21 protein-coding genes, 1 tRNA gene and 1 pseudogene are annotated in these 19,754 nt (G+C 62.7%); 9 read left to right on the plus strand and 14 right to left on the minus strand.

All coding sequences use genetic code 11. From position 1 onward, the window contains the following. Positions 1-66 precede the first annotated feature (66 nt). From AC1DUR_RS13540 to AC1DUR_RS13555, 4 genes are all read right to left on the minus strand, one after another. Positions 67-366 (minus strand): hypothetical protein, encoded by a 300-nt coding sequence (locus AC1DUR_RS13540; RefSeq protein WP_477719491.1) that lies wholly within the window; start codon positions 364-366, stop codon positions 67-69. A 113-nt stretch (positions 367-479) separates the two neighbouring features. Continuing rightward, positions 480-947: an Mpo1 family 2-hydroxy fatty acid dioxygenase gene (locus tag AC1DUR_RS13545; protein WP_477719492.1), complete on the minus strand. Its 468-nt coding sequence runs from the start codon at positions 945-947 to the stop codon at positions 480-482. A gap of 366 nt (positions 948-1,313) precedes the next feature. After that, positions 1,314-1,613 carry a hypothetical protein gene (locus tag AC1DUR_RS13550; protein WP_477719493.1) on the minus strand — a complete coding sequence of 100 codons (300 nt, stop codon included), beginning with the start codon at positions 1,611-1,613 and terminating at the stop codon, positions 1,314-1,316. Positions 1,614-1,767: 154 nt separating this feature from the next. Beyond that, positions 1,768-2,175, minus strand: coding sequence for a hypothetical protein (locus tag AC1DUR_RS13555; RefSeq protein ID WP_477719494.1), 408 nt, complete (start codon positions 2,173-2,175; stop codon positions 1,768-1,770). Positions 2,176-2,539: 364 nt separating this feature from the next. Between AC1DUR_RS13555 and AC1DUR_RS13560 the strand changes: the two genes are divergently transcribed. The 4 genes from AC1DUR_RS13560 (at position 2,540) to AC1DUR_RS13575 (ending at position 6,418) form a co-directional block, all read left to right on the plus strand. Beyond that, positions 2,540-3,697, plus strand: coding sequence for a helix-turn-helix transcriptional regulator (locus AC1DUR_RS13560; protein ID WP_477719495.1), 1,158 nt, complete (start codon positions 2,540-2,542; stop codon positions 3,695-3,697). Between the two features lie 326 nt (positions 3,698-4,023). Continuing rightward, positions 4,024-4,938, plus strand: a complete 915-nt coding sequence (locus AC1DUR_RS13565; protein WP_477719547.1) for an RNA polymerase sigma-70 factor — start codon at positions 4,024-4,026, stop codon at positions 4,936-4,938. A 36-nt stretch (positions 4,939-4,974) separates the two neighbouring features. Further along, a complete protein-coding gene (locus tag AC1DUR_RS13570; protein WP_477719496.1) occupies positions 4,975-5,433 on the plus strand; it encodes a carboxymuconolactone decarboxylase family protein in 459 nt (152 codons plus the stop codon). Between the two features lie 229 nt (positions 5,434-5,662). Next, the gene (locus AC1DUR_RS13575; protein ID WP_477719497.1) at positions 5,663-6,418 is read left to right on the plus strand and encodes an SDR family oxidoreductase; all 756 of its coding nucleotides are present in this window, start codon (positions 5,663-5,665) and stop codon (positions 6,416-6,418) included. A gap of 62 nt (positions 6,419-6,480) precedes the next feature. On the opposite strand, the pseudogene AC1DUR_RS13580 reads toward AC1DUR_RS13575, so the two are convergent. The 3 genes and pseudogenes from AC1DUR_RS13580 to ftsY all read right to left on the minus strand — a co-directional run. Then, a pseudogene (locus AC1DUR_RS13580) lies at positions 6,481-6,615 on the minus strand (pseudouridine-5'-phosphate glycosidase); the annotation flags it as partial. Between the two features lie 77 nt (positions 6,616-6,692). After that, a complete protein-coding gene (locus tag AC1DUR_RS13585) occupies positions 6,693-7,331 on the minus strand; it encodes a LysE family translocator (RefSeq protein WP_477719498.1) in 639 nt (212 codons plus the stop codon). 213 nt (positions 7,332-7,544) lie between these two features. Beyond that, entirely contained in the window at positions 7,545-8,678 is a 1,134-nt protein-coding gene (gene ftsY / locus AC1DUR_RS13590; protein WP_477719499.1) for a signal recognition particle-docking protein FtsY, read from the minus strand. Positions 8,679-8,706: 28 nt separating this feature from the next. Here ftsY and AC1DUR_RS13595 point away from each other — a divergent pair, with 28 nt between their 5' ends. From AC1DUR_RS13595 to AC1DUR_RS13615, 5 genes are all read left to right on the plus strand, one after another. Continuing rightward, complete coding sequence (locus AC1DUR_RS13595; protein ID WP_477719500.1) at positions 8,707-10,212, plus strand: M16 family metallopeptidase; 1,506 nt, start codon at positions 8,707-8,709, stop codon at positions 10,210-10,212. A gap of 35 nt (positions 10,213-10,247) precedes the next feature. Next, positions 10,248-11,708, plus strand: coding sequence for a M16 family metallopeptidase (locus tag AC1DUR_RS13600; protein WP_477719501.1), 1,461 nt, complete (start codon positions 10,248-10,250; stop codon positions 11,706-11,708). Then, entirely contained in the window at positions 11,705-12,358 is a 654-nt protein-coding gene (gene rsmD / locus AC1DUR_RS13605) for a 16S rRNA (guanine(966)-N(2))-methyltransferase RsmD (RefSeq protein ID WP_477719502.1), read from the plus strand. Before AC1DUR_RS13600 ends, rsmD begins: the two co-directional genes overlap by 4 nt. An 89-nt stretch (positions 12,359-12,447) precedes the next feature. Continuing rightward, on the plus strand, positions 12,448-12,966 hold the full coding sequence (coaD, locus tag AC1DUR_RS13610; RefSeq protein ID WP_477719503.1) for a pantetheine-phosphate adenylyltransferase: 519 nt from the start codon (positions 12,448-12,450) through the stop codon (positions 12,964-12,966). A 2-nt stretch (positions 12,967-12,968) separates the two neighbouring features. After that, positions 12,969-13,238, plus strand: a complete 270-nt coding sequence (locus tag AC1DUR_RS13615; RefSeq protein WP_477719504.1) for a YfhL family 4Fe-4S dicluster ferredoxin — start codon at positions 12,969-12,971, stop codon at positions 13,236-13,238. A 151-nt stretch (positions 13,239-13,389) separates the two neighbouring features. On the opposite strand, the gene pth is transcribed toward AC1DUR_RS13615, so the two are convergent. The 7 genes from pth to AC1DUR_RS13650 form a co-directional block, all read right to left on the minus strand. After that, on the minus strand, positions 13,390-14,004 hold the full coding sequence (gene pth, locus AC1DUR_RS13620; RefSeq protein ID WP_477719505.1) for an aminoacyl-tRNA hydrolase: 615 nt from the start codon (positions 14,002-14,004) through the stop codon (positions 13,390-13,392). Positions 14,005-14,147: 143 nt separating this feature from the next. Beyond that, on the minus strand, positions 14,148-14,831 hold the full coding sequence (locus tag AC1DUR_RS13625) for a 50S ribosomal protein L25/general stress protein Ctc (protein ID WP_477719506.1): 684 nt from the start codon (positions 14,829-14,831) through the stop codon (positions 14,148-14,150). A 96-nt stretch (positions 14,832-14,927) separates the two neighbouring features. Further along, the gene (locus tag AC1DUR_RS13630; RefSeq protein WP_477719507.1) at positions 14,928-15,902 is read right to left on the minus strand and encodes a ribose-phosphate pyrophosphokinase; all 975 of its coding nucleotides are present in this window, start codon (positions 15,900-15,902) and stop codon (positions 14,928-14,930) included. Between the two features lie 263 nt (positions 15,903-16,165). Next, positions 16,166-16,242 (minus strand) — tRNA-Gln (locus AC1DUR_RS13635). Positions 16,243-16,366: 124 nt separating this feature from the next. Then, a complete protein-coding gene (ispE, locus tag AC1DUR_RS13640) occupies positions 16,367-17,293 on the minus strand; it encodes a 4-(cytidine 5'-diphospho)-2-C-methyl-D-erythritol kinase (protein WP_477719548.1) in 927 nt (308 codons plus the stop codon). Between the two features lie 108 nt (positions 17,294-17,401). Then, positions 17,402-17,926, minus strand: coding sequence for a lipoprotein insertase outer membrane protein LolB (locus AC1DUR_RS13645; protein ID WP_477719508.1), 525 nt, complete (start codon positions 17,924-17,926; stop codon positions 17,402-17,404). A gap of 16 nt (positions 17,927-17,942) precedes the next feature. Then, the gene (locus tag AC1DUR_RS13650) at positions 17,943-19,718 is read right to left on the minus strand and encodes a tetratricopeptide repeat protein (protein ID WP_477719509.1); all 1,776 of its coding nucleotides are present in this window, start codon (positions 19,716-19,718) and stop codon (positions 17,943-17,945) included. Positions 19,719-19,754 lie beyond the last annotated feature (36 nt).

Consider the following 19,754-nt stretch of genomic DNA (forward strand, 5'->3'; position numbering starts at 1 on the left):
GTGGGATGGCGTTGGTGGTGGGCCCTTAAAGCCCTAAAAACCGTAAAGAAGGCCCCGACGCTGCACTCAGGGCAGGCGTCTGTCACCGCGAATTTCACGCGCCTCGACGTCCACTACATCGTCTGCGGGCCTCGCAGCACCGTCGCGGGCAGCACCGCCGGGCCACATGCCCTGCGGAGAAAACCGCTGAAAGCGGCCAAACACCATGGCGGGCGAGGGTTTGCGACCCGTGACCAGCGATTTGAGCAGGCTCAGGGCCACAACGATCAAGGCTGCCAGCAATAGGCTGACGGCGAAGATGGCTGCAAACAGGCCCAGGGCCAGTTTCAGGAAAAAACGCAAAATTTGGCTGACTAGACTGGGCACGCGAAATCCTTTAAACCCGCAAACAGAAAGCATGAGGTGAAGGCGAAGCTGCCGTTTTCAAGTCATGCGCGCAGCGCGGGAGGGGGTAGCACGGTGGGACTGAAACACGGCCCTCACCAGTGTATGCCCAGCTTGCCGAACAGCTTGCTCAGCACAAACAGCGGGCCAACCCAGAGATATTGAATATCCTCGAAAAAAGAGGGTTTTTTCCCTTCTATTTTATGGCCGATAAATTGCAGAACCCAAGCCCCTACGAAGATGGCGATGGAAATCTGCAACACCTGCGTCCCCATGGCCAACACCAGCGCAAGGGTTGCCAGCGACCACAGCACCATGGTAAGGAGAAACACCACCGAAAGCCGCGCGTAATACACCATGCTTGCGGCAATGAAGGCATAAGCCACATAGGGATGCAGCGCAAACAGCATGCCGACGAGGCTCAGCATGATCAAGGGAATGGCGATGAAGTGGATCACCTCGTTGCGCGGATTCTGGTGGCTCTCGCCATAGTGGGCGAGCAACTGGTCTACCCGGCGCGGCTGGGTAGCTGCAGATTCAGCAGGGTTGGTGGTGCTTGTCATGAAGGCGCTCCGGTTGGCAGGTGTTTTCAGACTTTAAACCACGCACCCGTTTGTGCAAGTCGCTGAAGGCACACCGGGCTCAGGTGTTTTTCTCCCGGTGAAGGCAAGCCCGCCCAGTCGCCCGTGCCGCCCGTGAAGTGCTGGGTTGAGCTCATGAAAGCTCATGACGAATGCCATTCAATTTTTGACTTCTTGACGCTGGACAAGCAATGGTTCCCAATCCAGTCGAGCACTACCGCTATTGGACTTATGTAGCCGAGCATCCGTCTCTGCCCGAGTGATCGCAACAACGCTGGAAGTGGGTGCGGGAAACGGGCCACGCAGCCATGCCCGGCCCAGGTGGCTGCCCATTGGCAATGGCGCGCACTACATCCCGTAGGCGGCGATGGACGCTCCGGGCAAGTCGGAGTCGTGCGCGGTGCTGTGTTGATTCACCACCGTGTGATCGAGCCGTTCAAGGAGCAACAGCGTTGCGGCATATATTTTGGTCTCAGCACTGGTCGGGGCAGCTACGGTTGTGCCAACGTCGGTCACGCCTGAACTGCAGGAGGCAACGAACAGTCCGCCGAGAATCACGGCGCCGATCAAGCCGCCAGTTCTCAGCGCGATGGAAGCGATAAGCCGGCGCTGCCGTTCGCCGTCTCCGGCATGGGGTTTCTTCGTCATATGCAGCTCCTGGTAAGAAGTGTCATGGTGAAGCCGTTCGCACCTCGTGAATGCGGTATTGGCATTGCCGCCGCGATGCGCACAGTGCATCCTGGTCAGGTTGAGAGCTTAGGCAATCACCGGAGCCGCCGCGTCATCGGAAGCGATGATGCAGCTACTGCTGTCGCCGGGTGCCGTCCAGGGCTGCCGCTAGCAGCGACTGTGCAGCGCCGACGTCCGCCTTGAGTCTGTCAATCTGACCCTGCACGCGCGATGCGTTGGCACTTAGAGCGGCCTTGTCGCCCTCGTTGCCCGTGGCCTGCATGTCGTCGTTGAGCTTTTTGACACGGGCGGTCAACGCTTCGATTTGCAGACGCCTGCCGTCAATGGTGGTCGCTGCCGCCTTCTCGTTGGCCGCTGCGCTGGACAATGCACCGAACGCCGCGCCGCCCAGCAAGAGCGCCGCGACGAGCGGGCTAGCTGTCAAATACACGCCCAGCACCTTCACCGACGCCACGTTACCGGCGTAGTTGCCACCGATTGTCATGGCCGTGGCAGCAGCCGGGATTGATTTGGTTGTCATATGCAGCTCCTAGGGCGAAGTGTTGCGGTAAAGCCGTTCGCACCTCGTGAATGCGGCATTGGCATTGCCGCGATGCGCACAAGGCGTCCTGGTCAGGTTGTGAGCGTAGGCAATCACCTGAGCCGCCGCGTCATCGGAAGCGATGATTCGGCTGCTTCGGCTGCCGCTATTGCGAGCGGAAATATGACCATGGCGCTGGCGACCTTTTTCTGTTACGGTCAATGCAGCATCAAAAGAAAAGGTGCAGGTTTCTCACGGGCCCGACGGCGCCCGAAAGCCTGCTCTGCACGCAAGCGCGGGCAGCATCCTCACGAAAGGTTCATGGCATGGCTCCTCGACATCCTCGACACAGGAAGGTTTCTCCGTGATCGGCCTGGAGGGGGTTTCCGCTCAGGAGCTATCCGACCTGATAGGTGCAATCTATGACTGTGCGCTCGATCCGCAGCGCTGGCCGGCCACTTGCCGAAAGGTTGCAGATCTCTGCGAAAGCACAGCGGGCGGAATATGCGTTCATGATCTGCGGCATGTGCAAAATGACCAGCTGTTCGTATTCGGATATCAGCCAGAATTCCTGGGCAAGTTGGGAAGTCACTACGCGGAAAGTCCCATGGCCGTTGCGGATGTCGTCTCGAATATCGGCGACGTCAGCGCCCTCTCCATGGAGCGTTACCAGTTGCTCGAAAGCCGGTTCTTTCGAGAGGTGCTAAAGCCGTTTGGACTACTGGACATGATCTGGTTTCCCGCGTTGCGGACCGGAGGGCGCATGGCTTCCATGCATGCCTCCCGGAGCGAGACGGCCCCGCATTTCCAGCAGCGTGATGTCAGTCTGTTCAAGCTTCTTTCTCCGCATGTATGCCGTGCACTCGCCATCTCCGATGTGCTCGATATCAGGGCGCTCAGGTCGGAGATGCTGGAAAAGACGCTGGATGGACTTGTTGCCGGTGTTTTCCTCACGGCGCGCGATGGTCATGTCGTTTATATGAACCAGGCTGCCGAACGCCAGATCAAAACCGGCAATTCGATTCGTCTCGTCAACAATCGGATTTCTCCCACCGATTCTGCGGCTCGCGCTGCACTGTCGAAGGCGATTGAAGAGGCGGCGCGCGACGACGCCGAAATGGGTATGAGCAAACATTCCGTGGCGATTCCAGACAGAGTCGGCGGCGGCTACGTTGCGACCCTTCTGCCGATTGAGAGCGGCCAGCGCCGCGGCATTCTTGCACCGTTTGCGGCATCGGTCGCAGTGTTCACGCAGGATCCCGTTCAGGCGCCACTCATGCCGGGTGAGGCCTTCGCCAGGCTGCACGGGCTCACTGGCGGCGAACTGCGCGTGCTGCTGGCGCTTTCCCAGGGGCTGGGCGGCATGGAGGTGGCCGACATACTCGGCATCGGCGAGTCGACTATTCGCACCCACCTGAAGCACATGTTCTCCAAGACAGGCACGTCCAGGCAGGCCGACCTCCTGCGCCTGCTGCATAACTCGGCGCCGCCGATTCGTACCCTGTCAACGACTGCCCATTGAGTCCAGGGAGTCTGGCCTCAACGGGCTGCACAGTCGACCTGCGGCCCGGCTCAAGGCGTCTACTTGGCCCACCTTTATTGCGTGCTACGCAAAAACAGATACCACGCACCGCGACCCACAACGGGATATGCAGACCCACGTAAAGCAGGTCGCGCAGTGACCGGGCGAGAGGACCGCACCTTGTGCCCGCTGCCGGCGCCGCGAGATGGCTGACCCATGCTGCCATTGCACAGACCGGCAGGAGAGCGTAAAAAAGGGGTCTTTTCGACTCGCACCTGAAATGGCGTCGCTGTCACAAAACGGTGGTGTCAAACGTCTGGGTAGCTATGAACGACGCCACCGACACATTCAACCGCCTCCGCCCTCGCTTGCAGGGTATTGCCTACCGCATGCTGGGCTCCTCGGCCGAGGCCGAAGAAGTCGTCCAGGATGCGTGGCTGCGATGGCACGAGGCCGACCAGGATCGTCTGGACAACACGGAGGCCTGGCTCGTTTCCATCACCACGCGACTGGCCATCGACAGACTGCGCACAGCCAAGGTCCAGCGCGAGCACTATGTCGGCACATGGCTGCCGGAGCCCCTGCTCTCCGATTCCCCCGTCTCGCCGGAGCAGGTGCTGGAGCGAGCCGACGACGTCTCGGTGGCCTTCCTCGCACTGCTGGAGCGCCTTGCTCCCGAGGCCCGTGCGGCCTATTTGCTGCGCGAAGTGTTCGATGCCGACTATGGTGAAGTGGCCGAGGCCCTGGGCAAGACCGAGCCCGCCTGCAGGCAGCTTGTTCACCGCGCCAAGGTGCAGCTACAGGACCAGCGGCCGCGGTACACCGTCCCTCGAGAGACCCAGCTGCGGCTGCTGCGGGGGTTCGCTGATGCCGCCGTGCGCGGCGAGTTCGCCGCGCTCAAAACCATGCTCGCCGACGACGCGCAGCTGATCGGCGATGGCGGCGGCAAGGTGCCCAGCTTTGGGGTGCCGCTGGTGGGCGGGCAGCGCATCGCACAGCTGTATCTCGCCACCAGCCTTCGCTACCCCGGCCTGGTCCGATTCGAAGTGGCTGTGCTCAACGGTCAATGGGGCTTGCTGCGCTTCATCGATGGCGCCCTGGAGTCGGCGCAGACGCTCGAAACGGATGGGGAGCGCATCGTGCGCATTCACGCGCAGCGCAACCCGGACAAGCTCGCCCGCATCGCCCAGGCATTGGGCCGCGATCTCAATGTCACAAGTCAGCCCTCTCAAACGTCTTGAGCATGTGTATCCCAACCATGACTCAAAGGTAAAACCATGAACGAGCCCCGCCTCCACTGGACCGACATCTCTCCCAAGGCCTACCAGGCCATGGCCGGCGTCAGCGCCACCACCGCCAAGTCTTCGCTCGGCCCCGTCCTGATGGAACTCGTGCAGACGCGCGTGTCCCAGCTCAATGGCTGCGCCTTCTGCCTGGACATGCATGCGCGCGATCTGCGCAAGCATGGCGAGACCTGGCAGCGCATCAATAGCCTGTCGACCTGGCGTGAAACCGGCCTGTACAGCCAGCGAGAGCGCGCCGCGCTGAACTGGGCCGAGACCACGACCCGGCTGGTCGAGTACCACGGCAGCCGGGATGCCGACTTCGACGCACTGAAGAGCCAGTTCAGTGACCAGGAGATCGTCGAGCTCTGCTGGACGATCGCACAGATCAACACCTGGAATCGCATGGCCATCGGCATGCAGGTTCCGGTGCTTGAAAAGCCCATCCAATGAGCGCCCACCCTCTGAACGGAAGGACAAACCCATCGACCCGGAGCGATGCTTTGTTCTTCGCTCGCTGAACGACATCCAGTATGCAAGGAACGATGGCTTTCTTCAGCGATGGGCACAGCAGATTTCACCCCGCGCTGTCACAAGCCGTCATCGTCAAACGTCTTGTGTTGTATGGATGGTTGCAGGGCGCCGCCGTCTTTAATTTCCCCCACGTAATGAAGGACTTGACATGAAAGTTGTGATCATCGGAGGCAGTGGCCTCATCGGCAAGAAACTTGCGGCCTTGCTTCAGCAGGCCGGGCATGAAGTGGTGGCGGCATCGCCGTCGTCGGGCGTCAACGCGGTGACGGGAGAAGGACTCTCCCAGGCGCTGGCCGGTGCGGAGGTCGTGGTTGACGTGTCCAACTCGCCGTCGTTCGAAGACGAGGCGGTGATGAATTTCTTCAAGTCGTCGACCCGGAACCTGCTCGCCACCGAACTCGCCGCGGGCGTGCGCCATCATGTGGCGCTGTCGGTTGTGGGATCCGAGCGCGTGCCCGAAAGCGGCTACTTCCGTGCCAAGGTGGCCCAGGAGTCAATCATCAAGGGCTCCACGGTGCCGTACACGATTGTCCGGGCCACCCAATTCTTCGAGTTCCTGGAATCCATTGCCTATGTGAGCACCCAGGACCAGACGGTGCGTGCGTCGTCGGCCCGGTTGCAGCCGATAGCGGCTGATGATGTCGCTGCCGCGCTGGCGAAGGTTGCCACCGAGGCACCGCTGAACGACACCTGTGAAATCGCAGGGCCCCAGTCATTCCGTCTCGACGAGCTGCTGCGACGCACCTTGCAAGCCAGCCAGGACCCGCGAGAAGTCGTCAGGGATGACGACGCGCTGTATTTTGGAACGCGCCTCGATGACAAGTCCTTGACGCCCGGCGCCCATGCGCGGATCGGCACGACCTCGCTGGAAAGCTGGCTGGCAAACAACGCGGCCGCGAAATAGATCGGAGATCGGATTTTCTCGACGAGAAAGCCAGGTTCGCACATGGTGATTCCTGGACCCATCCGAACCTTCTCTGGGTAGGGCATGCCGTGAGCGATGATGGTCGATTCCAGCGCCACGAGCGGTCGGCCGGCGGCCTGTGCAGCCGCCACAGGCGCGCTGCGGATCGGCCAGGAACGGGCATCGTGTTCGTGCAGCGCCGCGACCGGGGGCTTCTCCCAGGCAGGTATCTTCGCGTTCGAACGGCGAGACCGCATCGGCGACGTAGCAATGGCTAGCGCGTGGGACGCGTGCCCATGGCCGTGAGCACACCCAAGGCGATGAAGGATGTACCCGCGAGCCGGTTGCCCCAGACGGCGTGCCGGGCCGCCCGGTGCAGGCGCGGTGCGACGAGGCTTGCGGTCAGCACGTAGATGAGGTCGGTGCAGCCGGCGATACCGATGAAGACCCCACCGAGCGCCAGGGTCTGCATCAGCGGGCTGGCGTGCGCGTCCATGAACTGCGGCAGAAAGGCGGCAAAAAACAAGGTGGTTTTCGGGTTCAATAGCGCCACCATGAAGCCGTCGCGAAAGACACGCCGCAGGGGCTGCACCGGTGCCTGCAACGCCGCATTTGCGATGGCCGGCATCGCCCGCCACATCCGAATGCCGAGGTACACGAGGTAGGCGGCACCGGCCCATTTCACCACGGTGAAGGCGACCGATGAAACAGCGAACAAAGCAGCCAGCCCGAGCGCGGCGCCCACGGCGTTGGAGAGGTTGCCCAGTGCCACGCCCAGCACGGAAGCGAGACCGCAGGAGCGCCCCTGTGCCAGAGTGCGGGCCACGATATAGACGACGGCGGGGCCGGGCGTGAGAGCCAGCACCAGGCTGGCGCCCACGAAAGCCAGGAGCAACGGGGTGTCAGGAAGCATAGGAACTCCAGATTCTTGGAGCAACAAGTGTCGCCGCGCCATCGCTGCTTGTAAAGAATCCTCTGGCCGGGTCACAAGGTCGGACATGCGCGGCAAGAGTGGCTGCTACGGGCCCGTCGGGCCAGCCACTGGTGGTCTGTAAATGGCCGGTTTGATCCGTTTGATCAGCTTGATCCGTTTGATTTTTTAGCTGTCGCTGGCCATGAAATGCCTTTAACTCAGCAGCGCCTGTGCAAACTCCCTGGCGCTGAAGGTTTCCAGGTCTTCCAGCTTTTCACCCACGCCAATAAAGTAAACCGGCACCGGGCGCAGGTCGGGGTGGACCCCCTGGCGCTCCCGGGCCCACAGTGCGATGGCGGCCAGTACACCGCCCTTGGCCGTGCCGTCCAGCTTGGTCACGACCAGGCCGGTGAGCTGCAACGCTTCGTCAAAGGCCTTGACCTGGCTCAAGGCGTTCTGGCCCGTGTTGCCGTCAATCACCAGTAGCACTTCATGCGGCGCGGTGGTGTCAGCTTTTTGCACCACACGCTTGATCTTGCGTAGCTCTTCCATCAGGTGCAGCTGTGTCGGCAGGCGGCCCGCCGTGTCGACTAGCACCACATCCTTGCCGCGCGCCTTGCCGGCGCTCACGGCGTCAAAGCTCACAGCCGCCGGGTCGCCGCCTGCCTGGCTGATGATTTCTACCGTGTTGCGGTCGGCCCAGATGCTGAGCTGCTCGCGCGCCGCCGCACGAAAGGTGTCGGCAGCCGCCAGCAGCACCGAGGCACCTTCAGCGGCCAGGTGACGCGTGAGCTTGCCGATCGAGGTGGTTTTGCCTGCGCCATTGACGCCTGTGACCATGATCACCGTGGGCTGGTATTTCCCGATCACCAGGGCTTGTTCCAGCGGCTTGAGCAGTTGCGCCAGTGCGTCGACCAGCGCGTTTTTAACCGCGACAGGGTGTGTCATGCCGCCATCCTTGACCCGGCGCTTGACTTCGGCGAGCAGGTATTCCGTGGCCTTCACGCCGGCATCGGCCATCAGCAGGGCGGTTTCAAGGTCCTCGTACAGCTCGTCGTCAATGCGGCTGCCGGTAAAAACGGTGGAAATGCTGGAGCCGGTTTTACGCAGGCCCGCCTGAAGCTTGCTGAGCCAGCGCTGGCGCTCCGGCGCCACGGCATCGGGCACAGGAATGGCAATCGGCGTGACCAGCGCGCTGCCAATCAGCCCGCCCGTGCTGCCGGGCTGGTTGAGCGGGGCCGTGGGCAGCGCGGGGGCGGGATCGGCTGGGGTCGCGGTAGCCGCAGGGGATGCCTGGGGCGCAGGCGGTGCGGGGGGAGGGGATTTTTTCTTGAAAAAACTGAACATTGGGTATGCTTGTGAGTCGCACCATTCTATGAAACCCCCCGGGCCAGCCCTTTTGAAGCTTTCAGTACCCCTCCCCCAGCGCATTGTTTCCCTGATTTCCGCGTCTTTCCTGCCCGTTGTACTGGCCGCCTGCGTCAGCACGGCAGCCTGTGCGCAGACGCAAGCCCCGGCTGTGGAGCAATTCACGCTGGCCAACGGCCTGACGGTCATTGTCAAGCCGGACCACCGCGCGCCTACCGTTGCGCACATGCTCTGGGTGCGCGTCGGGTCCATGGACGAAGTGGATGGCACCTCGGGCGTCGCTCATGCGGTGGAGCACATGATGTTCAAGGGCACGGCCACGGTGAAGCCCGGCGAATTTTCCAGGCGGGTGGCGGCGCTGGGCGGGCGTGACAATGCGTTCACCAGCCGCGACGGCACCGGCTACCACCAGCAGATTCCCGCGGAGAAACTTGAAGATGTGATGCGGCTGGAAGCCGACCGTTTTGCCGGCAACCAGTGGCCGGACGACGAGTTCACGCGCGAGATCGAGGTGATCAAGGAGGAACGCCGCCTGCGCACCGAGGAGTCGCCGCGCGCGATGCTGCTGGAGCAGGCGACGGCCATCACCTTCATGGCTTCCCCTTATCGCCGCCCCATCGTGGGGTGGATGAGCGATCTGGACGCCATGACCCCGGCCGATGTGCGTGATTTTTACCGGCGCTGGTATGTGCCGGCCAATGCGGCCGTCGTGGTGGCCGGTGATGTGGAGGTGGCCCAGGTCCGTCGGCTGGCCGAAAAATACTACGGCGGCATTCCGGCGCGCCCGGTGCCCGTGCGCAAACCGCGCGGTGAGCCCGAGCAGGCCGGCATGCGGCGCCTGGACTTCAAGGCCCCCGCGAGCCAGGCCTATGTCAACCTGGTCTTCAAGGTGCCCAAGCTCGAGGCGGCGGATCTGGCGGACCCGGCCGGCGCCGCATTGCCTGCACCGGCGCCCCCGCCTGCGGCCGGCCGGGATGCGCTGGCCCTGACCGTGCTGGCCGCGATTCTGGACGGTTACAGTGGTGCGCGCCTGGATCGGGCGCTCGTGCAGGGCGAAGGGCGCGTGGCCGACAGTGCGGGCGCATCCAATGGCCTGCTGGGCCGCGGGCCGCAGCTGTTCACCCTCGATGGCGTCCCTGCAGAAGGCAAAACCACCGCGCAGGTGGCGGACGCCTTGCGCCAGCAGGTGGCCCTCATTGCGCGCGACGGTGTCAGCGAGGCAGAACTGCAGCGCGTCAAGACCCAGTGGGTTGCCAGCGAAACCTACAAGCTCGACTCGGTGTTCAGCCAGGCGCGCGAGCTCGGCTCCAACTGGATGCAGGGCTTTCCGCTGGATGCCGCAACGCGCCTGATCGCCAGGCTGCGTACCGTCAGCCGTGGTGAAGTGCAGGCCGTGGCAGCCAAATATTTCGGCGACGAGCAACTGACCAGCGCCGTCCTGCTGCCGCAGCCCGTGGACCCGAACTCCCGGCGCCGGCAGCCGCGCGGCCCGGCTGCCGGCACCCGGCATTGAGTCTGGCCACGAACCGAAAAAATACGATTGTTGCCATGATGATTGCCACTCTAAAAACCGCTGCCAGGACCAGGGTCCCCCGCATCCTTTTATCGGGGGCGGCAGGCTTGCTGGCGCTTTGCTGTCAGTCCGGCGTGCTGGCCGCCATTCCCGTCCAGCACTGGACCCAGCCCAGCGGTGCCAGGGTCTACCTGGTGGAAAGCCCGGCCATTGCGATGGTGGATGTGCAGATTGATTTCGACGCCGGCAGCCGGCGCGACCCGCCTGACAAGGCGGGGCTGGCCGGTGTGACGGCGGGCATGCTGGACAAGGGTGTGCGCGGGAATGACACTCGCGCCGCAAGGCCGTCCCAAGGCGCGAGCGCGCCCTCGGGGGGCAGCGGCGCACACGCAGTGGCCAGCGTGGGGGCCTTTGAACCGCCCATGGACGAAAACGCGCTGAGCGAAGCCTGGGCTGATCTGGGCGCGCAATTCGGGGCCGGCGCCAGTTCGGATCGCATGGGATTTTCACTGCGCTCGCTGACCGAGCCCGAGCTGCTGGACAAGGCCGTGGCACTCGCTGCACGCGAAATTGCCGAGCCGTCTTTCCCCGAGGCGATCTGGCAGCGTGAGCGCCAGCGCATGCAGGCGGGGCTCAAGGAGTCCTACACCCGCCCCGCCAGCGTGATTGGCCGCGCCTATGCCCAGGCGGTGTATGGCAGCCACCCCTACGGCTACCAGGTGACGGAAGCCAGTCTGGCCAGCATCAGCGTGGCTGACATGCGGGCGGCCCACGCGGCCGGCGTGGTGGCCTGCCGCGCGCGCATCAGCATGGTGGGCGCCGTCACGCGGGCGCAGGCGGATGCCATCGCCGCGCGGCTGCTCGCGCGCCTGCCGCAAGTGCCCTGCGCCAGCCTGCCGCCTGCACTGGTTGTGGCCGAAGTGGCGCCGCTGGCCGAGGCGCAGGAGAAGCGCATTCCCTTCGATTCGGCACAGGCCCATGTTCTGATCGGCCAGCCCGGCTTCAAGCGGGCCGACCCGGACTATTTCGCGCTGACCGTGGGGAATTACATCCTGGGCGGTGGCGGCTTCGTGTCGCGCCTGTCCAGCGAGGTGCGGGAAAAGCGCGGCCTGACCTACGGGGTCTCCAGCTACTTCTCGCCCGGCCTGCATGCCGGCAGTTTCACCGTGGGCCTGCAAACCCGGCCCGATCAGGCCGCGCAGGCCGTGCAAATCGTGCGCCAGGTGGTGAATGACTTCGTGGCCAACGGGCCTACCGAGGCCGAACTTCAGGCCGCCAAGGCCAATCTGATCGGCGGCTTCGCGCTGCGCATTGACAGCAACCGCAAACTGCTCGACAACATTGCCAGCATCGCCTGGAACAACCTTCCGCTCGATTACCTGGATACCTGGACGCAGCAGGTCGACAAGGTGACGGTGGCCGACATCAAGGCGGCTTTTGCCCGCAAATTACAACCCGAAAAGATGATTACCGTGATTCTGGGAGCCGCGCCATGAAATACACCGCACTGGCAACTGAAAAGAAAACTGAAAAGAAAACTGAAAAAAAGCCCGCCAGGTCGGGCAAGGTGGTAGCGCGCAAAGCCAAACCTCCTGGCGAAATTCGCATCATTGGTGGGCAGTACAAACGCACCAAACTTCCGGTGCCCGACAAGCCCGGCCTGCGTCCCACCCCCGATCGCGTGCGCGAAACCCTGTTTAACTGGCTGGGCCAGGACCTGACCGGCTGGCGCTGCGTTGATGTGTTTGCCGGCACCGGCGTACTGGGATTTGAAGCGGCCTCGCGAGGCGCGACAGATGTGCTGCTGTGCGAGCAGGACCTCGGGCTGGTGTTGCGGCTCAAGGCCCTGCAAACGCAATTGCAGGCCGGCATGGTGCGGATCGAGCGAGGCGACGGCGTGGGCCTGCTGCGGCGGCTGCCCGCGGCCAGCATGCAGCTGGTGCTGCTGGACCCGCCGTTTGAGTCCGAACTGTTTGAGCCCGCGCTGAAAGCCGCCGTGCAGGTGTTGGGGCCTACCGGCCTTGTCTACCTGGAGGCACCCCGGCACTGGCTCGATGAGGAACTGCAGCCGCTGGGCCTGCGGGTACACCGCAGCGGCAAGGCGGGTGCGGTGCATTTCCATTTGCTGGTGCGCATCGACAGTTGAGGCGCCGGCTGGCCGCCAGGGCAGGGCGGCTGCGGCCCTGTTCGGCTTGGGGTTACCCGCGCCCGAGGCCGGCGGGGCATAATTCCCCCATGCCCGCCACCCCGCCGCCAACGCCACGCATTGCTGTTTATTCCGGCACGTTTGACCCTTTCACGCTCGGCCATGACGACGTGGTGCGCCGTGCCGGCAAGCTGTTTGACCGGCTCATCATTGCGGTCGCGGCGGCCCACCACAAGAAGACCCTGTTCTCGCTGCAGGACCGTGTGGAGCAGGTACAGGCGGCCACCCGCGACATCGTCGGCGTGAGGGTGCTGGCCTTTGAGGGGCTGATCATGGATTTTTGCGTTGCGCACAGCGCCTGCGCCGTGGTGCGGGGCGTTCGCAACGTGACGGATTTTGATTACGAAGCGCAAATGGGCGCCATGAACCGCAAGCTCCAGCCGCAGGTGGAAACCGTCTTTTTGCTGCCCGATGCGGCGCTGCAATGCATCAGCAGCACGCTGGTGCGCGAGATCAGCAAGCTGGGCGGTGATGTCCGCCAGATGGTGAGTCCGGCGGTGGCAGCGGCGCTGGGTGCTGCGCATGCGGCTGGATCGAAAGGAGGCTGAACATGGCCTTGATGATTACCGACGAGTGCATCAACTGCGACGTGTGCGAGCCTGAATGTCCCAACCAGGCGATTTACCTGGGCAAGGAAATCTACGAAATCGACCCGCACAAATGCACGGAATGCGTTGGTCATTTTGACGAACCACAGTGCGTGCAGGTCTGCCCGGTGGCCTGCATCCCGGTCAATCCGCAGCATGTTGAAACCCGGGAAACGCTTTGGCAAAAGTACCAGCGCCTGCAGGCCGTCATTCCGGTAGTGGTGGCCCGGTAGTTCAGGCGATTGCCGGGCAGCGCGGGAAAGCGCGCCGGATCATCAGCAAAACCTGCCTTGAGCGGTTAAAACGCGGCCGTTATCAGGAATCAGCTATTAGGTATCAGCTATCAAAATAATAGCTACTTCCCCGTGATGCTCAGCGTGACGCTCAGTCTTCCGGGTCAGTCTTGCGCGGTGGCTTGGGCCGTGGTGGCTGGCTGGTGTGAATCAGCATGGTGGCTTTTTCCATCTCGCCTGCCAGCAGGGCTGGCACGGCTTTGAGGGCGCGGTCAATGCATTCTTCAATGGACACGCGGTGTTCCTGCGATGGTTTTTTCAGCACCCAGTTGATGACCTCGGCCTTCACGCCCGGGTGCCCCACCCCGATGCGCAGGCGCCAGTAGTCGTCGGTGCCGAGCTGGGCATGAATGTCGCGCAGGCCGTTATGGCCCGCGTGGCTGCCGCCAAACTTGAGCTTGACCTGCCCGGGCACGATGTCGAGTTCGTCGTGCGCCACCAGCACCTCTTCGGGCGAGATCTTGAAAAACCGGGCCAGCGCGGCCACGGATTTGCCCGAGACGTTCATGAAGGTCAGGGGCTTGAGCAGCCACACGGTTTTCCCGTTCAGGGTGGTGCGCGCGACCTGGCCGTGGTAACTCTTGTCCAGGCTGAGCGGCGCCTTCAATTCGCGCGAGAGCGCGTCTATCCACCAGAAGCCGGCATTGTGGCGCGTAGCCTCGTATTCGGCGCCCGGGTTGCCCAGGCCAACAAAGAGTTTGATCATGCTGTGTGTAAGGGGAGAAAGCGGTGCGGCCCGCAACCGGGATTATCGGTGCAGCAGAGCGTGGCCCTCAAGAAAAACGGCCCTTGGCCTCCGGGGAGGACAAGGGCCGCTGACCTTTTCAGGCCAATACCGCTGGCTGGGAATTACTTCTTGGCAGCAGGTTTGGCGCCAGCCTTGGCTTCTTTGGCGGCAGCAGCCTTGGCTGCTTTAGGGTCCACAGGCACGGCAGCCGCCGCTGCGGCAGCGGCATCAGCCTCGGCCTCTTCCGAGACGGCAGACACGGACACCAGCACCGGGTTGTCCTGGCCGCCTTTGGCGACGAACTTCACGCCTTTGGGCAGCGTGATGTCCTTGACGTGCAGCGAGGTGCCTTTTTTCAGGCCGCTCAGATTGATGTCGATGAATTCCGGCAGATCCTTGGGCAGGCAAGAGATGCTCAGCTCGGTCAGCACGTGGTTGACCAGGCAGTTCTCGACCTTGACAGCCGGGGACTCTTCTTCGCCGCTGTAGTGCAGTGGCACTTTCATGGTCAGGCGGGTCCTCGCGTCAACGCGCTGGAAGTCGATGTGCAGGACCTGTTGCTTGAACGGGTGCATTTGCAGATCGCGCAGCAAAACCTTCTCGGTCTTGTCGCCCATTTCCATCTCGAGGACGGAGGCGTGGAAAGCTTCTTTCTTGATGGCGTGCCACAGTGCGTTGTGATCGAGTTCGATCAGCGACGGTTCACCGGTGCCACCGTAAACAATACCGGGCGTGCGGCCGGTGATGCGGAGACGGCGGCTCGCACCCGTGCCCTGCTTTGCGCGCTCAAAAGCGACGAATTTCATAATCTTCTCCATTAAAGGGCAGGCCGCGACCAGCTCACCCCGACATAAAAAGGCTGCCCAACCCCAAGGGTTGCGCAGCCACCTTTTTGTTTCGGATCAGAACAGGTTGTCCTGGTCCGAAAACAAACTCATGACCGACTCTCCCCTGGCAATGCGCTGGATCGTCTCGGCGATCAGCGGCGCCACGGAGAGCTGGCGAATCTTTTTGCAGCCTTGCGCGTTCTGGCTCAATGGAATGGTGTTGGTGATCACCACCTCATCCAGCGCGTCACCCTGGGTGATACGTCCAATGGCCGGGCCCGAAAAAATCGGGTGCGTGCAATACGCGTAAACCTTTTTGGCGCCACGCTCCTTGAGCACCTCGGCGGCCTTGACCAGCGTGCCGGCCGTGTCGATCATGTCGTCCATGATCACGCAGTTGCGGCCTTCGATATCGCCGATCACGTGCATCACTTCCGACACGTTGGCCTTGGGACGGCGCTTGTCGATGATGGCCATGTCGCAGCCGAGCTGCTTGGCCAGCGCACGGGCGCGCACCACGCCGCCCACGTCAGGCGAGACCACCATCAGGTCGGCGTAATTCTTCTGGCGCAAATCACCCAGCAGCACCGGCGAGGCATAAATGTTGTCCACCGGAATATCGAAAAAGCCCTGGATCTGGTCGGCATGCAGGTCCATCGTCAGGACGCGCGACACGCCCACGGCCTGCAGCATGTTGGCCACCACTTTGGCAGTGATCGGCACGCGCGCCGAACGCGGGCGGCGATCCTGCCGGGCATAGCCGAAATAAGGAATCACTGCGGCGATGCGCTCGGCCGACGCCCGTTTGAGCGCATCGACCATGATGAGCAGTTCCATCAGGTTGTCGTTGGTCGGCGCACAGGTCGACTGCACCACAAACACGTCACGGGCCCGCACGTTTTGCTGGATTTCAACGGTGACTTCACCGTCGGAAAAACGCCCCACATGGGCAGCGCCCAGTGAAATGCCCAGGTGCTGGGCGATCTCGGAGGCCATGCTGGGGTTGGCATTGCCGGTGAAAACCATGAAGTCGGGATGGTGCGTTTGCATGTGAGGCCCAGCTGAAATCGAACTTGAAGAGGACTTGAACGCGGCGGAAATTTTTATCGAATCAACTTGCGCACGGCAACAATACGCACCGGGGAAACACGTTGCTACAGGAACTTGGCAGTGAGCACCGGTTGCCTGTGTCTCCAAAAACACACAGACCCGCCAAGCGGGCCTGTAGTCAAGCGGAACCTAAGGGGTTCCGTCAGTCATGCAGACCCGCACCGGGCGGATCTGCGACCCGCCTTCATGGCAGATCAGAAATTTGGCAGGGGTGGAAGGATTCGAACCTGCGAATGCCGGAATCAAAATCCGGTGCCTTAACCAGCTTGGCGACACCCCTACACAGGACAACTGTTGCCTTTGAAGCGTAGTCTGAAACCAGACAACGCAACTTGCCAACAACCGACCTATAACCTGTTGACTCATGGTCGCTTGAAAACACATTCCCAAGAGCGGTTATTTTATTACCAACCGGCCAGGGGATGCGCTTGCAAATTGCTGCACTTGCGAATTTTCCAGTCGCCAGGGTGTCCCGGCAAATCTGTCAGATCTACATCGTGCGGCAGTAGCGCAAACACAGCACTTCCCGAGCCGGTCATTCGTCCCTCAAGGTGTTGCGCTGACAGCCAATCGAGTGATTGGCCAATCGGCGGACACAGTGCCTGGGCAACCGGCTGCAAGTCGTTGCGACCAAATCCGAAGACCTGACCTTCTGCATTTGCAGCAAAGCCTTGGATTGTAGCAGTTTCTGTATCGCGTTTGAGTTCCGGTGCACTGAAAATAGCGGGCGTGGAGAGCCCGGCTGAAGGCTTGACCACCACAAACCGCGCCGCCGGCAGTGCGATGGGGGTGATTTTCTCGCCAATCCCTTCGACCCAGGCGTGTCCGCCCGAGAGGAAAAAAGGCACGTCCGCGCCCAGCGACAGGGCCAGCGCGCGCAACTCCGTGGCAGGCAACGTCACACCCCAGAGGCGTTGCAGCGCCAGCAGGCAACTCGCCGCGTCGGACGAGCCGCCTCCCATGCCCGCCTGCGAGGGTATGCGTTTTTCCAGGCCAATGTGAACCCCCAGGGAGGTGCCGCAAGCTACCTGCAGGGCCCTGGCCGCCCGTACGACCAGATCTTCGGCGGGCAGCGGTTCGGGTGTGCTGCCGGGATGGCCCGGATCGCCCAGGTCGGCGCGGCTGATCTGGCCATCTGTGCGCAACTCAAAGTGCAGGGTGTCGCACCAGTCGATCAGCATGAAGGCCGACTGCAGCAGGTGGTAGCCATCGGCCCGCCGGCCCGTGATGTGCAAAAACAGGTTGAGCTTGGCGGGGGCGGGAACGTCGTAAATGGCTTTGAGCGGGCGCGCGTAAGCCGAAGAACGGGAGGCACTGGCGGGGCGTGTCACGTCTGAAAAATCCGTTTGATCCATTAAGCCGTTTGATCCGTTTGATCCGTGAATCCGTTGGCAATCCGCTGGCAATTCGTTAGCGCTGAGCAGACCCGGCGCCGGACCTTATTGATCCAGCACGACACGAAGGTCGGCCGGTGGTGTGGGCTGGGCTCTTTTGGCCGAAATGCGGCCCTCGCTGTGGCGGGACAAATCGGCAGACCAGCCGTTGACGCTGGCGTGGTCCCCCTGCAACCAGCCAAACAGCGCAGCCAGCGGCAAGGCCGCGCCCGTGGCCTGCTCCGTCAGGGCATCGATCGATGGATAGTGTTGCAGCTTCTCGTTGCCTGAATCCAGGATGGCTTCACCGGGTGACCAGCGCAGTACACCGAGGACATTGCCCAGCGGACTGATGAGTGTCAGCTCGCCACGCTCCGGCTGGCCCTTGAGCTCGAAACTGGCCGAAAAAGACTGTGCGGGTTCGCTGTGCACCTGCAGGCTGAGACGGCCGGCCCAGAAACCGTTTTTGGAGTCACTTATGCCTTTTGTTCCCGGAGGATGAGCGCATCCTGCTATCAAAAAAGTAGCGGAAAAAGTAGCAATCAGGCAGCCTGAAAAAAGGGCTGAACGCAGGCGGGTGAGGAGCAACAAGGGCAGGGATCCGGGGTTACAGCTTCACACGCAGGCGCTTGAGGGTTTCCTGCAGGGTCTCGTTGTCGGGGTTCAGCAGCAAGCCTTCCTTCCAGATTGCCGTCGCCCGTTCGCGCTGGCCCATGCTCCACAGGACCTCCCCGTAGTGCGCGGCAATTTCCGCGTCGGGTTTGGCCTTGTAGGCAGCCTCGAAAATGCGAAGCGCTTCGGTCTTGTTGCCCATGCGGTATTCAACCCAACCCAGGCTGTCCTTGATGAAGGGATCGGACGGCGCGAACCCGAGCGCTTTCTGGATCAGTTCGCGGGCTTCCGGCAGGCGAACGCCGCGCTCTGCCAGCGAATAACCGAGCGCGTTGTAAGCGTGGTGGTAATCGGGCTTGAGCTGGATGACCTTGCGCAGCAGGCGCTCCATCTCGCCCAGCGATGCAAGTTTCTCGGCCATCATGGCCTGGTCGTACAGCAGTTCAGGTTCATCGGGCGTCTTGGTCAGGGCCTGCGCCAGCACATCATGGGCAAGCCGGTATTGCTTGAGGTCGCGAAGCAGTCCGACTTCGGCATTGAGTTTGAGCCGTGCATCGGCGGGGTTGCGTTCCGGCAGCTGGCGGATCAGCTGCCGGCCCTCTTCGAGCTTGCCCTGGCTTGCCAGAATGGAGGCGCGGCGGGTTTGCGCCGCCGTCAGTTCAGAGGCATCCTCGATTTTGTTCAGCCAGTTTTCTGCGGCCGCGAAGTCCTTGCGTTTTTCAGCCACTTGCGACAGCGAGAGATAGGCTTGGGCCAGGCCGCGATTGCGGTCAGCCTCCGCGGCCTGCTGCTCCGCCAGTGCGACATAGCGTTGCAGTGAGGCCTGCGCCTGCGCGAGCTGGTTGTCCTGCAGTTGCAAAGAGCCCAGCACCAGCCAGCTTTCCGGGAAGTCGGGTTTTTCACGGGTCACCACCTGCAACTGGGTCGCCGCTTCTGCATAGCGCTGTGCATCCAGCAGGGCCCGCGCATACGCCATGCGGAATTCGGGCAGGGCCTTGGCGTTGCCTTCAAGGTATTTCTTGACCAGGTCTTCCGCCTCGGCCAGTTTGGGGTCCATCAGTTCCAGCGCCAACATGGCCGGGCCTTCAGCACGAGCGTCGGCGGCCTGGCCGCGTTTGGCCGCGTCGAGTGCGCCGTTGCTGTCGTCTGCGGCCAGCCGCATGCGGCCCACGGTGGCCCAGGCGGCGCCGGCGGTGGCGGGATTGTTCAGGTAGGTCTCCAGGCCCTCCTGCACCACGGTGCTGGACAGTGTTTTGTCAGTGACGCGGGCATAGGCGCGCGGCACTACGGCCAGGACCGCATTGCGCTCGGCCTCCGGCGCCAGGCCGATCTCGGTTTTCAGGGGGGCTGCTGTTTCGGCAATGCGGTTCAGTGCGATCAGGATTTGCAGCACATAGCGGTTGGCTTCGCGCGAGGCAGGCTGGGCCTGCTTCCAGGCCTGCGCGGCCTGCAGCGCGGCGTCGCCGGAGCGCGACTGCAGGGCAATTTCGGTAGCTCTCTGGTAGAGCAGGGCCTCTCCCGTTTTGCGGGCTGCGTCCAGCATCAGCGCGAAACCCGCGGCGGGCTCTCCATCCTGCGTGGTGATTTCACCCACAAGCAGCTGGTAAAACAGTGCGCTATCGAGCGGTGAGGAGGGCGGCGCTGCGTCCTGCGCTGCTTTGGCTTCGGCGAGCCCGGAAGGTGCGGCGGGCGCGGGCGCTTGGGTCTGCGCCAGCACCAAGGGGGCGGCGAGGTAGAGGCAGCCGAGGACACGGCTAAGTCTTTTCTTCATCAACCCATGATAATTGAAGCTCCGCGGATGCGTTTT

The sequence above is a fragment of the Polaromonas sp. P4_F4 genome, assembly GCF_056401355.1.

What these genes read in the sequence shown, in the direction of transcription:
- AC1DUR_RS13545 (WP_477719492.1), bottom strand. Translation starts at nt 947, where the DNA reads ATGACAAGCACCACCAACCCTGCTGAATCTGCAGCTACCCAGCCGCGC.
- AC1DUR_RS13550 (WP_477719493.1), bottom strand. Translation starts at nt 1,613, where the DNA reads ATGACGAAGAAACCCCATGCCGGAGACGGCGAACGGCAGCGCCGGCTT.
- AC1DUR_RS13555 (WP_477719494.1), bottom strand. Translation starts at nt 2,175, where the DNA reads ATGACAACCAAATCAATCCCGGCTGCTGCCACGGCCATGACAATCGGT.
- AC1DUR_RS13565 (WP_477719547.1), top strand. Translation starts at nt 4,024, where the DNA reads ATGAACGACGCCACCGACACATTCAACCGCCTCCGCCCTCGCTTGCAG.
- AC1DUR_RS13570 (WP_477719496.1), top strand. Translation starts at nt 4,975, where the DNA reads ATGAACGAGCCCCGCCTCCACTGGACCGACATCTCTCCCAAGGCCTAC.
- AC1DUR_RS13575 (WP_477719497.1), top strand. Translation starts at nt 5,663, where the DNA reads ATGAAAGTTGTGATCATCGGAGGCAGTGGCCTCATCGGCAAGAAACTT.
- AC1DUR_RS13585 (WP_477719498.1), bottom strand. Translation starts at nt 7,331, where the DNA reads ATGCTTCCTGACACCCCGTTGCTCCTGGCTTTCGTGGGCGCCAGCCTG.
- ftsY (WP_477719499.1), bottom strand. Translation starts at nt 8,678, where the DNA reads ATGTTCAGTTTTTTCAAGAAAAAATCCCCTCCCCCCGCACCGCCTGCG.
- AC1DUR_RS13595 (WP_477719500.1), top strand. Translation starts at nt 8,707, where the DNA reads ATGAAACCCCCCGGGCCAGCCCTTTTGAAGCTTTCAGTACCCCTCCCC.
- AC1DUR_RS13600 (WP_477719501.1), top strand. Translation starts at nt 10,248, where the DNA reads ATGATGATTGCCACTCTAAAAACCGCTGCCAGGACCAGGGTCCCCCGC.
- rsmD (WP_477719502.1), top strand. Translation starts at nt 11,705, where the DNA reads ATGAAATACACCGCACTGGCAACTGAAAAGAAAACTGAAAAGAAAACT.
- coaD (WP_477719503.1), top strand. Translation starts at nt 12,448, where the DNA reads ATGCCCGCCACCCCGCCGCCAACGCCACGCATTGCTGTTTATTCCGGC.
- AC1DUR_RS13615 (WP_477719504.1), top strand. Translation starts at nt 12,969, where the DNA reads ATGGCCTTGATGATTACCGACGAGTGCATCAACTGCGACGTGTGCGAG.
- pth (WP_477719505.1), bottom strand. Translation starts at nt 14,004, where the DNA reads ATGATCAAACTCTTTGTTGGCCTGGGCAACCCGGGCGCCGAATACGAG.
- AC1DUR_RS13625 (WP_477719506.1), bottom strand. Translation starts at nt 14,831, where the DNA reads ATGAAATTCGTCGCTTTTGAGCGCGCAAAGCAGGGCACGGGTGCGAGC.
- AC1DUR_RS13630 (WP_477719507.1), bottom strand. Translation starts at nt 15,902, where the DNA reads ATGCAAACGCACCATCCCGACTTCATGGTTTTCACCGGCAATGCCAAC.
- AC1DUR_RS13650 (WP_477719509.1), bottom strand. Translation starts at nt 19,718, where the DNA reads ATGAAGAAAAGACTTAGCCGTGTCCTCGGCTGCCTCTACCTCGCCGCC.